The sequence below is a fragment of the Micromonospora sp. LOL_024 genome (assembly GCF_048060415.1).
GTDB lineage: Bacteria > Actinomycetota > Actinomycetes > Mycobacteriales > Micromonosporaceae > Micromonospora.
This window is the reverse complement of sequence record NZ_JBHMIS010000054.1, coordinates 1-14,090: the sequence shown is the minus strand read 5'-3', so window position 1 is coordinate 14,090 and position 14,090 is coordinate 1. Positions and strand designations below refer to the sequence as shown.

Here is a 14,090-nt window from a genome sequence, read left to right as displayed (position 1 = left end):
CCACCCCAACCGGTCACAACCCGACCAGCCGCACGACCCCGGAACTTGCAAAGGCCCTGCCAACTGGCCCGGATACCGGTCGCAGCGAGGTCGCCGAAGTCGACGCCTGCGAAGGGGTCGGCGACGTACCGTACCTGGTCGAGTTCGGGGCTGACCTTGCTGACGTTGACCAGTGCGAGCCGGTAGTGGGGGACGGCGTTCTTGCCGGTGACAACCTCGTTGTGAGTGACGTAGAAGTCGTCGGCGCCCTCAATGCGTGCCTTGACTTCGATGCGGATCGAGGGACCGCCGTCGGTGGGGATGGACAGGATGTCGTACCCAGGGTTGTTGAAAGCCTGCTCCTGGGGCTCCCGGCCAAGCGCACGCTCGGTGGCGAGTACCAGTTCGACGCCGCGACGCTCGACGGCCTTCGTCTCCTTGGCGTGGATCGGAGCGTCGGCGGGGATCTCGGCATCAACCATCGACAACGGCAGCACGAGCGCGGCGGTCATGATGCGCGGTGGCTTGGTGACCAACTGGGCCTGCTGGTCAAGCAACGCTAGCCGCGCCTCGCGGCGGACCTGGAGTTCCTGTGCTTTGCGCATCAGGCTGTCGGAGCTCTCCTTCGGCTTCGCGCCGACCTGCTCCTTCTCCTGGGCTGCCATCGCCTCGCCGATCAGGCGATTCGACTCGTGTGCCAACCGCTGGTCGACGCGCGCCCGGGTGCGCTCGATCTCGGCGAGCCGGCGAGGCGAGACCTCGGCTAGATAGTCCTTGAGCTGGTGGCCGATTATCCAGGTCCGGGCCCGGGCCTCGGCCTCACCGAGCCACGCCAGCTTCATGGCAGCGGCCACAGCCGGGGCCCGCGGGGCGGCCACGCAGTCAAGGTAGGGCGCCGGACCGGCCGGCCTAACCTGACCGGACGCGTCAACGTAGGCGTAGCCGAAGCGGCGGGAGATCGACTCCCCGCTGCCGTCGACGACCTCCTCCACCACGCCAACCAACAGGGCCGGCTCCTCGATCTCTGGCGACACCAGGACGGTGCCGCGATCGAGGATCGGTCGGAGCTGGGTGATGGTGAGCTCAGCGACAGCGTCGTGCAGTGGATGCCCGGGGGCGAGCAGGTCGGCGCGCGGCTTGTCGGCCACATCAATGCAGTCGAGCTCGAACGTCACTCGTTCATAGCGGGTGGCGACTGGGCCGTGCTTGATGACGGCGCGCACAGCCGCGGGAACGTGGGTGATCTCGTAGCGACCACGCTCACGCCTGGCGAGCCGACCGCCGAGGCGCTGGAAGGCTAGGCGGAAGGCCCACTCGATGTAGTGCGGCTGCAGCCGTCGGGCACGAGCCTCCTCCATGAGCCGCTGCATCTGTGCCAGGTCGGCGTCCGACATGGCGTCGTGCGTGAGTGCGCGTTCCTCCAGGAGCTCCTTCAGGCCGTGGGCGACCGATTCATCGATAACTTGTTCCATCTTTGCCCGGGTCTCGGGGAGGTCGCCGTACCGGATGGCCTCGATCAGGAGTTCTCGTAACGGCGTTTCGTCGAAGGCCGCGCCCAGGACGTCGAAGACCTTGCCGCCGTAGGCCTTGCGCTGCTCCTCAACCTTCTGCAGCAGCCGAGTGAACACTTCGCCTTCGCGGGTGTTGGCGGCCACAAGATTCCAGAGGCGGCACACCTCGGTCTGACCGATGCGGTGGACGCGACCGAAGCGCTGCTCGATCCGGTTGGGATTCCACGGCAGGTCGTAGTTGACCATCAGGTGGGCGGCTTGGAGGTTCAGCCCTTCGCCAGCGGCGTCGGTGGCCAGGAGCACCTGGCAGGCCGGGTTTTTGGTGAACTCCTCGGTGATGGCACGCCGGTCGGCGCGTCGGACACCGCCGTGGATGGCCTGCACCGTGTCCGGCTTGCCGAAGAGCGAGCGGATCTTGCGGGCCAGGTAGTCGAGGGTGTCGCGGTGCTCGGTGAAGATGATCAGCTTGCGTGGCTTGTCGGCGCCGGGGTGGATGAGCTCGTTGTCCTCGAGGATCCTGCGCAGCTCGACCCATTTGCGATCCGTGTCGAGGTTGCGGATCCGCCGGGCGATGTGGATCAGCTTGTCGAGGTCGGCCAACTCGGCGTTGAGCTCCTCGATGGTGCGGGCGGCGGTGGCCGCGTCGAGCAGCTCCTCTTCGACCTGCTCGACCTCTTCGGCGCTGTACTCGTCGTTGTCCCAGTCGCGTGGGTTGATCGCGGCGGGTTCGTCACCAACACCGCGGCCGTGGATGAGGTCGTCACGGCGACGCTTGAGTCGCTCGGCTCGTCGGACCAGGGACTGGTAGATCGCCTCGGGGCTGGAGGCCAGGCGTCGCTGGAGCACCGTGAGTGCGAAGCCGACCGTGTTGCGGCGCTTGTCGTCCAGCCGTGCGGCCCGGTTCATCCCCTCACGCACGTATTCAGTAACCCGATCGTAGAGGTCCTGCTCGTCTGCGGTGAGCTCGTAGGGGACGGTCTGGGCGATGCGCTCCGGGAACAGCGGTTTGCCCTCGAAGGTGAGCAGGTCTTCCTTGACCATGCGTCGCATGAGCCCGCTGGTGTCCGGATCATGTACGCCGGACTTGAACTTGCCCTCGAAGCCGTCGCGCTCCAGCAGGGTGAGGAAGAGCTGAAAGTCCTCCTCCTTGCCCGCGTGGGGTGTGGCGGTCATCAGCAGCAGATGGCGCGTGCGGTCGCGTAGTTTCTCACCGAGCTGAAAGCGGCGGGTCTTGTTCAGCTTGCCGCCGAAGTAGTTCGCGCCCATCCGGTGAGCCTCGTCGACAACGACGAGGTCGAACTCCGCCTCGTCGATGTGGCCAGCTAGATCCTCGTTACGCGCAAGCTGATCCATCCGTGCGATGAGCAGCGGATACTGCTCGAAGACGCTCGACCCCAGTGCGGCGTCGACCATGGCCGTGGTGAGAATGTCGAAACGTAGGCCGAACTTGAAGAACAGCTCGTCCTGCCACTGGTCGACAAGTCCGCCGGGGGCCACGATCAGGCAGCGCTTTACGTCGTCGCGGAGGAGGAGCTCCTTGACGTACAGGCCGGCCATGATCGTCTTGCCGGCGCCGGGGTCGTCGGCCAGGAGGAACCGCAGGGGCATGCGGTCGAGCATCTCGCCGTAGACGGCCCGTATCTGGTGAGGCAGCGGCTGCACGTCACTGGTCGCCACCGCCAGCATCGGATCGAACAAACCGGCCAGGGAAATTCGCTGTGCCTCCGCGACCAGCCGGAACTCCTGTGCGTCGGCATCGAACGGCCGGGTGCCCGCGTCGGAGGCACTCAGCTTGGCCTCGTCAGCCCGGAAGAGCACCTGCTGGCGCAGGCCTCCGTCGAGGGTCTTGTAGGTCAGCTCAACGGCGTCGCGGCCGTGCCACTGCGCCGCGAGTACCGAGACCGTCTCGCCAGAGACCACACCGGTTACCCGAAGACCGGGCGAGAGATCCTCGAGCCGCACCAGTCACCTCCAGACCGACAGTTCACAGAGTTTACCGACGAGCACCGACACTACTGACGAGCTCAAGATCGGCACAGACCGGCAGGTGCTGCACTTATCGTGCGTCGACTTCCCGACAGCTGTCTTCGGAGGTCCGTTGGTGTAAGGGGTGCACTACGATACCGTCCCAAAACCCGTCGATATCTGCGGTGAGCATGCACAATACGGAGCGCGAAGAGATTCGTCGCCTCGCGGCGGACTTCAGTCAGTGGAGCCACGGCGCCGAGGACGCGCAGGACTTGCGCCAGGCTGTCGTAGATGGGCAGGCCGGGCGTGTACACCCGCTCCGGAGGAGTGAAGCCGGAGTGTCAGGCGCCTCTGGGAGCGCGCGATGCTTCCGTGCTGACCGCTGCCGACCGCACGCTGCTGCACCTTCTTACGACGGACGCACCCCGCGCCGTCACTGAGGTCGCGCCGATGCTCGGGGTGCGCCCCGTCTTCGCTGGGTCTGCAAAGAAGGTGCCGGCGGAGGCGGCCGGTGAGTTACTACGTGCTCACCATGCGGCGTTCCTCCGGAGTGAGAGCCCCGGTCGACTTGAACGGCTCGGTGCCTTCACTGCGCCCGTCAACCCCCAACGGCTCGGGTTCCAGACGCTGCTCGACCCGCACTGGCTTCGACCTCGTCACGGGGCGGAGTGGCCCAGCACCCAAGATCCTGGACCGGCCAGTCATCGATGGACTGCCGGAAGCGCTGGATGCCATCGCGAAGGTCGTCGCAGGTAAGCCTCGTACCGATCGGCGGCCCGCGACGCGGGTGAGAAGGTGAGATGCGCCGAGGTCCAACGGATCCTGAATGAGATGCCGGTGGACGCGTCGAAGACCGCTACCGCGACCGCCTACGGCTGGGACCACTCGCTGGCGCGGGGGTCAGCACGGTCCAGGGGCTGCTGGACTGCGACTGGTCCCTCCAAGCACTGCCGGGCGTCGGCGAAACATTAGCTTGTCGCTGCTCGGCGCAGCGGAGACCCTCTGGCAGACGATGTACGACGAGATGCCAGTCCGCATCGACATCAACCACCATTATCTCCAGACCACTCAGCTACTGCGCTGCCTCGCCGAATGGGACTCGTGCCGGCAGACCCGAGGTGCGGCTGCGGACTTCGAACATGCATCGGAACTCGCACCGCTGCGAGCAGCGATCGACAGCGAAACTAGCCACCTGATTGTGATCCCGACCAGGGAACTCGCGGCCGCTGGACTCTCCGAGCATCTAGATCGTCAAACGGCGAGCCGAACGACTGGATGTCGTCTGCATCGGGCCGAAGGAACATCGTGCCGTTCAATCCGGTCCGTCTACCTCAACAGTTGCCTGGAGCCCTCGTTCGTGCAGCCGCTGCCCGATGGCGCCATCCTGCTCGTCGACGCGCGCAGCCGCGGCGGCCCGAACGCCGAGATCTGGGCTGCCGACGGTACCCGTCTGCGGCAGGGACACCTCGGCGACGCGATCGAGAACGTGCTGACCACACCCTCAGGCGCAATTTGGGTGGGCTACTTCGACGAGGCCATGGGCGGCGCCGGTCCGCAAGTGCACGGACTGGCCCGGTTCGCACCCGATCTCGAACCCGGCTGGGTCTACCCGCAGCGGGCAGACCTCCCGCCGATCGATGACTGCTACGCCCTCAACGTTGCCGGAGAGAGGGCCTGGAGCTGCGCCTACACCGCCTTCCACCTCGTTGCCGTCGACAACGATCAGGCCATCGACTACGGCATGGCGCCGCAACGTGGAGCCGCCGCCCTGCTGACCGACGGGTCCACGGGCGCCATGGTCGGCGGATACGGGCCCGAGTACGACCTGGTCACGCCGTTTCACATCGTCGAGGACCGTACGGTCACGGCCGGCGGGCAATGTCGGCTCGTCCTGCCCGACGGACTCGAAGTGCGTGAACGACGTATCTACGGCAGAGGCACCGAACTGCACGTGTTCATAGGGCGGTCCTGGTACCGCGTCGATCTGGCCCAGGTAACGCGTGGCCGTTGAGCGCTGTTTGCAGACAGGGACGAGGCAGGCGGCGCAGGACCGGATGGCGGTGCGCTCACGGTGACGTGCAAGGGCTGCGACGGCACGTACCTGAGCCCCGGCGCGGCCTGCCACGCGGCGTTATCGAGCTGCTGTCGATGAGGCTGGGCGGTCGGATGTGTGGGCGCAGTGCCGGCAGCGTCGCGGGCAGGGTGTCTGTGGTGTGGCGTGGGTGAGGCCGCTGGCGTGCAGGATCGTGGTGACGGTCTGGTCGAGGGTGCTGGTGTGTGGGATGACGGTCTCCCCGGGGACGTCGAGTAGGTCGTGGTGGCTGTACCAGGTCCGCATCTGTTCGGGGGTGACGGAGATGGGTTCGTCGCGGCCGAGGTGGCGGCGGACGGTTTCGTCGAAGTGGAGTCGGACCAGGGCGCGGTGGCAGCGTTGCCGCTGCTCCGTTTCCGTGGCCCGCTCCCCGCACCCGGCGTGCCTGTCTCCAGGCACCGGGCGCTCCACAAGCCCGCCGAGCGGTGTTCCCCGCCTCATGCCATGGCCTTCCAGGGAGAGGGGATGGCCGTTCCCCGGTATCGGTAACGCGTGGTGCGCACTCCCGCCGGATTGAACAATGTCCGCTCTCCGTCTGCCGGCCACCAGCCGCCCGAGCAGTACAGCCGACGCAGTTCCCGCCAGTTGCGCTGGCGGTGCTTGCGTCGTATCCACCCGAAGACCCGCTCCCACACGTACTTGCGTAGGAAACCGAACGTGCTGGACGAGACGCCCGACCGGAAGTGGGCGCACCACCCTTGCAACGCCGGGTTGAGCAGGCCAAGCAGGACTGTCAGGGGCTGGTTCGTTCCTGTACGGCGGCATAACGTCTTCACCTTCCCCATCACCGACTTCACGGCTTTCCGGGCCGGGTAGGTGTAGACGTAGTGCTGGTTTGTCCCTCGCTTCCGGTGACGCTGGATGCGCCACCCGAGGAAGTCGAGTCCCTCATCAATATGGGTGATCAAGGTCTTCTCTGGTGACAGGCGAAGGCCCATCGTCAGGAGGACCTCGGCGATCTCGTCCCGTAACGCCACCGCGTCGTCTTTGGTGCCCTTTACCATCAGACACCAGTCATCGGCGTACCGAATGAGCCTGTAGTTCGGTAGGCCATGACGACGCCGTGTGGCGCGCTTTGCGTTGCTGACGTTCGGCCCGCCGGGTGCACGGGCGACATGCTCGTCCAGCACCGAGAGGGCGACGTTCGACAGCAGCGGGGACAGGATCGATCCTTGCGGGGTGCCGGTGTTGGTCTCCCGAAGCTGGCGATCTTCGGTGAAGATGCCCGCCTTCAGGAACGCCTTCACCAAGGCCAAGACGTGCTTGTCCCCGATTCGAGACCGCACCCTTTCCATCAGGGCGGGGTGTGAAATCTCATCGAAGCACGCCTTGATGTCTCCCTCCACGATCCACTCATACTTGCGCGGTGGGGACGCGAGGAAGCGCACCTCGGCTACCGCATCATGTGTGCGGCGGTTGGGACGGAACCCGTAGCTGCACGGGAGGAAATCCGCCTCAAAGATCGGCTCCAGCACCAGCTTCAAGGACGCCTGGACCACCCGGTCAGTGATCGTCGCAATACCCAGTCGGCGGCGTTTGCCGCCCGGCTTGGGGATCATCCGTTCCCGGACCGGCAGCGGCTGGAAGCTGCGCTCCTTCAGCGAGGACCGCAGCCGACCGAGGTAGTTCTCGACCCCCAGCTGCTGTTCGATGGACGGCACTGTCAATCGGTCCACCCCAGCGGTTCTGGCGCCCTTGTTGCCCCGAACCCGATACCACGCCACCAGAAGGAAAGCGGGATCGGCGACGAGGTTGTACAGGTCATCGAATCTGCGAGTTGGGCTCTCACCGGCCCATCCGTGCAGCTTCGTCTGGATCTTCAGTACCCGGTGCTCGGCGCGCATCAGCGTCAGCTCCAGTTCGTCGGTATTCACCGGCGACAGCCTCCTGACATTCCAGATCTTCCACTGCTGGCTTGCTGGCCCCCTTCGCCCTGCGGCCGGCTTTCCCGGCCCCCATGACGGGTCGTCACTCCCGCGACTACTACGGGGCCTCCGTCCCACCCGCGACCGTCAGCCGGCAGCGGACCTGCCCTTCACCAGACCGGATGCCTGGCACGAGGGCGACCGCGGATGGTTCCCACGTTCACTGCACTCCGATTCGCGGATGAGGTGCCCGACTTTGCTCCGGCAGCTTCGCCAGCGGTACGCCGCAGACCTTCCCACTGGCCTTCTCACCGGCGTATCTATCCGGCTACGGAGTTGACCGCCACGGAGGGCCGAGACGGTCACGCACTGCTCAGCGGCCCAGATCCACCAGGTTCGAGCCGCCACCTCGCTTACGGAACTTCGGACATCGGTTCCTCGCGTACACCTTTCCGCGTCGCTTGCCGGACCCGACCCGTCTGGCAGTACCAGGCCGTCCCGGCGTTGTCAGGACTGCTCCCACCCTCCTCGGCGCTCCCCGAGTCAGGCTGTCCTCAGCTTCACCACCCAGCTGCGACTGGGCGGCGGTGGAGTTCTCTCACCTCCACTCGGTAATGCAGCGCCTCGTGGCGCACGGACACGTCGAGGTAGAACACGGCGGTCGGTCCGGGGTGGTGGTCGATGAGCTGGTGCAGGGCGTCGGCGTAGCGTTCGGTGTGCAGGATGCCTTCGAGGATGACGTGGTAGCCCAGGTCGAGGGCGGTGCGGGCGGTCGCGGTGATGAACGTCGGAGCCACCGGGTCGATGTTGGCGCTGTCGTGCTCGCGGAGAATGGTGCGGCGGAGGTAGTCCTGTTCCAGCAGCGCGAGCCCGCGTCCGAAGCGGCGCCGTACCTCTCGGGCGGTGGTTGTTTTGCCGCTTGCTGAGTTGCCGCGCAGGACCACGAGGATCGGCGAGCCCGGGGAGAGCCGTTCGGTACGCGACGCTTCGCGGGTCATCGTGGCTCCCCCGAGGCGGGCCAGGTGACGGTGATCGTGGTGTGGTGGCGGGTTACGAGCAGTTGGGGTCCGTCGGGTGTGGGCGGGTGGGTGTTGGTGGGGTGCACGGTGATTGTCGGGCCGGGGCCGTGCCGGTGGTGGTGTTCCCAGACCGTGATGAGGTTGAGCATGTCGGTGGTGAGGGTGTCGGCATTGGGTCCGAAGCCGTGGCTGCCGAACTGCCAGGTGGTGTCGTCGAGCCTGCGCATCGCGAGGTAAGCGAAACTGTCGGTGGTGAGCAGGGTCGGACAGACGAACCGGTCTTGCGGGTCGACCAGGCCGGCGGCGCGCTCGCGGTCCACGGCGAGAGTGCCGAAGGGTCGGGGCTGGCTGGCCAGCCACAGGTGCAGCGACTCGAAAGCAGAGCCTTCGTGCATGGTGATGGTGACCGGCGACCATGCTTCCCGCCGCGGTGAGTGCAGGGCGGAGGCGAGTGCGTCCGGGTTCACTTCGGTGGTGGTGTCGTCCAGGGTCACTGCGATGTCGTCGCCGTGCAGGAGCAGGCGGCGGTTGGGTTGGCGTCCGTCGCCCTGCATCGGTACGAACCCGCATTGCAGTGCGGCGGTGGCGAGGAGATGGTCCTCGTGGCGTCGCAGGGTGAGGCACCGGGTCATGCCGCGTATCCGCAGCGGCACGATGAGAACACCGGCCGGGGTGAGTTGGTCGAGCCAGGCCGGTGGCAGGTCCGGTGTCTCCACGGTGACGATGATGGCGTCATACGGGGCGCTGGGCGGGTGTCCGTACTCGCCGTCGCCGTGTACCACCGTCACCTGCCGGTAGCCGGCGCGGTCCAAGCCGGTGCGGGCGCGGTCGGTGACGTCGGCGTCGATGTCGACGGTGACGACGGTGCCGTGCGGGCCGACGACGTCGGCGATCAGCGCGGCGTTGTAGCCGCCGGAGCCGACTTCAAGGACCCGGGCGCCGGGGGCCAGCCTGGCTTGCTCCAGCATGTAGGCCTGCAGCCACGGCGCGGAGATCGAACTCGTCGCGCGTCCGTCCGGGCCGCGTCTGGTGATGACAACATCGTCGGCGTACGCGGCGTCGATGCTGACGCCGTCGGGCGCGAACAGATGTCGCGGCACCCGGCGAAACGCCGCCTCCACCGCCGGCGAAATGATCCACCGGCCGGCGAGGAGCTGCTCGACGAGCCGGGCGCGGGCCTCATCGGCGGAGACGGTGTCGAGCGCGGAACCAGCCATGGGTTGACCTCCGTGAGCGGGCGTCGGTGGGGATGCGGATGCGCGGCGACAATATCGGGCGCATGTGACAAAACGCGCCTGGCTTGGAGTCGCTTCATGGGGAAGTCCCCGGCTTGGAACGTGAGCCGGAATAGCCGCTGGGTCACCCGGGCCGGCGAAGTTTTGTTGCGCAAGGGCCGTGCCTCGGGGGCGCGAGGGGTGCGGTTCGTTTCGTTAGTGCTCGCATGCCGGCCGCCTTCGCATCGGGACGCCGGGGCGGGGCTTGCGTCCCGACGGTGCGCGGTCAGAAGGAGATGGTGAGGACCGTGTCGGGTCGGTTGATGTCGCCGGTCTGGACCGGTCGGGTTCCCGCGCGGTGGGCGGTGACGGTGGGCTTGTTGGGGCGGCCTGCCTCGTCCCACTGGTCGAGCAGGTCGGTCAGTTCCGCGGCGAGCTTGTCGGCGTCCGGGCCGTTGGCGATGGCGCCGAGTTCGTGCTGGCCGTCGCCGGTGACTTGGAAGGCAAGGTAGGCGATGGTGCTGCCGTGGTAGATGGCGGCTCCGGCCCATCGGTAGGCGGGGGTGACCAGTGCGCTGGTGCGGGCGGTGTCGCCGGCGCGGAGACGGCCGAACGGCTTGCTGGCGTTCATGAGGAGCCACAGGTCGAGGTGGCCGATGGGGTCGTCGTCGGTGACCTGGATGCCGGTCCAGCGTTCGTAGCGAGGGTGGTGGAGGGCACGGGCGAGGGCGGTGCGGTCGGGTTGGTCGGCGGCGTCGAGTTTGAGGACCACGTCGGTGGCCAGGCGGACGTGCTGGTCGGTGTGCTCGGCCGTGCCGCGCATGGGTACGAATCCGCAGACAAGTGGTGTGGTGGTGCTGACCAGGGTGGTGGGGTCGGTGCGGTTGAAGGCGAAGCACCGGGTTAGGCCGCTCTCGTGTACGCGTAGGGGTACGACGATGCGGCTGCGGTCGGCGAGTTGGTTCCACCAGGCTGCCGAGATGTCCCACGCTCCGGCCGTGATGATGGCACGGTCGTACGGGGCGGACTCCGGGTTGCCGAAGGCTCCGTCGCCGCAGATCACCTCGACAGTGTCGTAGCCGGCGCGGTCGAGGTGGGCGCGGGCGCCGTCGGCGAGGTCCTGGTCGAGTTCGATCGTCGTGACCGTGCCGCCGGGGCTCGTCAGCTCGGCGAGGAGAGCGGCGTTGATGCCGGTGGCGGCGCCGATCTCCAGGACGTGGTCTCCGGGTTGCGGGTCGAGTTGTTCGAGCATGTCCGCGACGAGGCTGGGGCTTGATGCCGACGACAGCGCCGCGCCGTGGGGGTCGCGTTTGGTGACGATCTGGCGGCGGGCGTAGACGGTTTCCAGGTCGACGCCGGGAAGGAACTGCTCACGGGACACCGTCCGGAATGCCTGCTCGACACCGGCGGAACGGATGTGGCCGCGCTGCTTGAGAGTGGAGACAAGCTGTTCACGCAATACCGCTGCGTCGACGGCGTCAGGTGTGGCTTGGGAGGTGTTCACCGCTTTCCCTGCTGTCGGTCGCCTCGGCAGGTTGATAGCCGGGTGGGATGTTGGACGAGTGGTGGAAGGTGATGTGCTCGGCGGCCGGGGCCAGCAGCCAGGTACCAGTGGCCGAGTAGCGAGCCGGTTGAACAGGAACAGGACGTGGTGGGTCAGCACGCCGCACAGGTCGCGGGTCAGTGTGCCGTTCCGGTCGACGAACCCGAGGTCTTTGTCTGCTTGCTCATGGCCCCTTGGCTATTCGGGCGTGAAGTCGCAGCGTTCGGAGGGCATGCAGGGACGGTATGCCGCCTCCGGTTCGACACGCCCGCAGTGTCGTGCCCCGACATTGTCGGCAGATGCCGACACCAACTCCGACAAAACTTTGACAACGCAATCCTGCTGTGGCTTGCCATCGATCCCGACAATGGCAGCCAATGAAACAACGCGCAGGGTCGCGTGATCCCGGGGACGCGACCGTCGGTCGCGCCGACGCCCGGCAGCGTTCCGGCCGGTCGGGAATGTCACCGACTGAAGCTGCGGTGTGCACGCATCGTGACCGATGATGTCCGCAGGTGATCGGGGGTTAGCAGCGATGGACGACAGCGACGAGATCAAGACCGCCCGGCGTGCGCTCGGCCGTCGGCTCGCCCAGTTGCGCAAGGCCGCCGGTCATACGCAGCACGGCTTCGCCCGGCTCGTGCAGTACGGGCGCAGCTCGGTGGCGAACACCGAGACCGGCCACCAGCACCCCGACCGCGCATTCTGGTCCCGCTGCGACACCGTGCTGCAGACCGGGGGCGTGCTCGCCGCCGAGTATGACCACATCGCCAACCTGGACCGGCGGCGCCGCTTGTCGGCGATTCAAGGGACCACACCCAGGTCCTGGCCGGCGGCCCTCACCCACACCAGCCCCGACGCCCCGGGCGCGGATGGTGGCTTTGTCCTCTGGGAATTCGAAGAGAGTATCGACGCTCGCCGGCTGGCATTGAAGTCGGCCACCGACGACGACGCCCGCCTGGCGTACCTGGAAAACGAGGTGCGGCAGGCGATCGCGGACAATGAACGCCTCACCCCGGCAGTCCTCATGGCGCGCATGCGACCGCTGCGCGCCTATGTCGACCAGCTCATGGTGGGCCGGCAGCATCCGCCGCAACGGGCTCGGCTCTACACCGCCGCCGCGCACCTGTCTGGGCTCCTCGGCGCACTGGCCCTGGATCTGCGTGCGTTCCGGGTGGCGCACGCCTACGCCGCCGAAGCGTTCGATCTCGCCGACGCCGCCGAGCAGCCCGACGTGCAGGCATGGGCTCGGGCGACGCAAAGTCTGATCGCGTTCTACACCGGCGACTACCACGACGCGCTGGCCTACGCCCAGGACGGACTGCGCCGCGCCAGCGCCAGCACGCACCGCCTCCGCCTCACCATCAACGGGGAAGCACGCGCCCTCGCCCGGCTCGGCGACCGCTACGGCGTCGACCGCGCCGTCCACCGCGCGTTCACCATGCTGTCCGACCACCCACCTGGTGGCCAGGTCAGCGCGAGCCTCACCCTCGGCCCGTACTGCCCGGCCAGGACCGCGGCCAACGCGGCAACCGCCTACCTGGCCCTCGGCCGCACCGCGGGCGTCACCGACCACCTCACCACCGCCATCACCGCATTCGACGCAGCGGCGCTGGCTGGCCCGCGCGCACTGAGCCGCCTCGACCTGGCCACCGCGCACCTGCACACCGACAACCCCGACCCCGAACAGGCAGCCACCCTCGCGGCGGAAGCGCTCACCCTTACCGCGGAGCAGCAGTTCGAGTCGGTCCACCAACGCGCCCGCCAATTCCTCGCCGGCGCCCAACCATTCGCCCGCCACCCGCGGCTGCGTCACGTCGCTGACATGCTCGCCGACCGCACACAGCTCGAAACCACGACACCACCCGCTCTACCATCACCGCCATGAGCAGCCGGGAACTGGCCAGCCTCCACCAACGCTGGACCGTCTACCAGGAACTGCCCGAACTCACCAACCACTGGTACTGGCGCCCCGGCTGGCGAACCAACCGCCAGTTCTACACCTGGCACCTCACCTTCGAAAACCAACCCCAACTCGACCACCTCGTCACCGACCTACAACGCCAACTGGCGCTGCCCGGCTTGGACCTCGTGCCGCTCGACGGCCTGCACCTAACCATGCAAGGACTCGGTTTCACCGACGAGGTCAGCGACGCCGACATCAAGGCGATCGTCGCCGAGACCCGGCGACGCAGCGCCAATCTGCCGCCGCTGGAACTGTCCCTCGGCCCGGTCGACCCCGACGCCGAAGGAGTCGGCCTGCTCGTGCGGCCCTGGGACCGCGTGGAACACCTCCGCGCCACCATCCGGGCCGCCATCGGCACGGTGTGGTCTACCGTCCCCGAGCCCGCGCAGGGATTCCGGCCACACGTCACCATCGCCTACAGCGGCGCACCAGCACCAACCGAACCCATACGCGCCCGGCTGGCCGAACTCCGTGACCAACCCCCGGTGCAGGTGACAATCAGGCAGGTGCCACTGATCGCGCTCCGACGTGAGAACCGAACCTATCGATGGACGACTGTCGCGACGCTGCCCTTGGCCGCGTGACCTCAGCTCGTCAGTGCACCCCCTTACCTGCAGCGGGTACACGGCCGTCATGGGCACCGTTGGCGACGCTGAGGGCCGATGACCGTCTACGCGAGGACTTCAGCGAGCGGGGCGACGTCCCGGTAAGGAAAGCCGTTCTCCAAGCCCATTGATACGGGGAGAGGCGATCCCTTCGCACAGCCGCTTTGTAAGGTGCCGAGCCAGAGTCGCCGGATCCCGATGGAGGTGCATCGGACGCCATGGCGGGAACAGATGGCTGTCCGGCACGAGGTTTGCCGCTGGTGCCCGCCTAGTACGGCAGCCGCCTTTCGTGAGGTGACCTCGGGTCCCGCCGGAACGAGGACGGCCA

8 protein-coding genes and 1 pseudogene are annotated in these 14,090 nt (G+C 67.3%); 3 read left to right on the top strand and 6 right to left on the bottom strand.

Features of this window, described 5'->3' with window-relative positions; all coding sequences use genetic code 11:
* A partial coding sequence (locus ACFHWY_RS26605; protein WP_416582997.1) for a helicase-related protein occupies positions 1 to 3,452 on the bottom strand: 3,452 nt, incomplete at its 3' end.
* Positions 3,453 to 4,431: 979 nt separating this feature from the next.
* Between ACFHWY_RS26605 and ACFHWY_RS26600 the strand changes: the two genes are divergently transcribed.
* Positions 4,432 to 5,469, top strand: a complete 1,038-nt coding sequence (locus tag ACFHWY_RS26600; RefSeq protein ID WP_416582996.1) for a hypothetical protein — start codon at positions 4,432 to 4,434, stop codon at positions 5,467 to 5,469.
* A 120-nt stretch (positions 5,470 to 5,589) separates the two neighbouring features.
* Here the strand turns inward: ACFHWY_RS26600 and ACFHWY_RS26595 are convergent, their stop codons facing one another.
* The 5 genes from ACFHWY_RS26595 to fxlM (ACFHWY_RS26575) form a co-directional block, all read right to left on the bottom strand.
* Positions 5,590 to 5,949 carry a hypothetical protein gene (locus tag ACFHWY_RS26595; RefSeq protein WP_416582995.1) on the bottom strand — a complete coding sequence of 120 codons (360 nt, stop codon included), beginning with the start codon at positions 5,947 to 5,949 and terminating at the stop codon, positions 5,590 to 5,592.
* Positions 5,950 to 5,987: 38 nt separating this feature from the next.
* The gene (gene ltrA / locus ACFHWY_RS26590; RefSeq protein WP_416582994.1) at positions 5,988 to 7,424 is read right to left on the bottom strand and encodes a group II intron reverse transcriptase/maturase; all 1,437 of its coding nucleotides are present in this window, start codon (positions 7,422 to 7,424) and stop codon (positions 5,988 to 5,990) included.
* 551 nt (positions 7,425 to 7,975) lie between these two features.
* Positions 7,976 to 8,413, bottom strand: a complete 438-nt coding sequence (locus ACFHWY_RS26585) for an AAA family ATPase (RefSeq protein ID WP_416582993.1) — start codon at positions 8,411 to 8,413, stop codon at positions 7,976 to 7,978.
* Complete coding sequence (gene fxlM, locus ACFHWY_RS26580; protein ID WP_416582992.1) at positions 8,410 to 9,651, bottom strand: methyltransferase, FxLD system; 1,242 nt, start codon at positions 9,649 to 9,651, stop codon at positions 8,410 to 8,412. The genes ACFHWY_RS26585 and fxlM (ACFHWY_RS26580) overlap by 4 nt, the downstream gene beginning before the upstream one ends.
* Positions 9,652 to 9,934: 283 nt before the next feature.
* Positions 9,935 to 11,152: a methyltransferase, FxLD system gene (gene fxlM / locus ACFHWY_RS26575; protein ID WP_416582991.1), complete on the bottom strand. Its 1,218-nt coding sequence runs from the start codon at positions 11,150 to 11,152 to the stop codon at positions 9,935 to 9,937.
* A gap of 574 nt (positions 11,153 to 11,726) precedes the next feature.
* On the opposite strand from fxlM (ACFHWY_RS26575), the pseudogene ACFHWY_RS26570 reads away from it, so the two are divergent.
* Together ACFHWY_RS26570 and ACFHWY_RS26565 are read left to right on the top strand one after the other, a co-directional pair.
* A pseudogene (locus ACFHWY_RS26570) lies at positions 11,727 to 12,440 on the top strand (helix-turn-helix domain-containing protein); the annotation flags it as partial.
* Between the two features lie 635 nt (positions 12,441 to 13,075).
* Positions 13,076 to 13,741: a 2'-5' RNA ligase family protein gene (locus tag ACFHWY_RS26565; RefSeq protein WP_416582990.1), complete on the top strand. Its 666-nt coding sequence runs from the start codon at positions 13,076 to 13,078 to the stop codon at positions 13,739 to 13,741.
* The last annotated feature ends 349 nt before the right edge of the window (positions 13,742 to 14,090 follow it).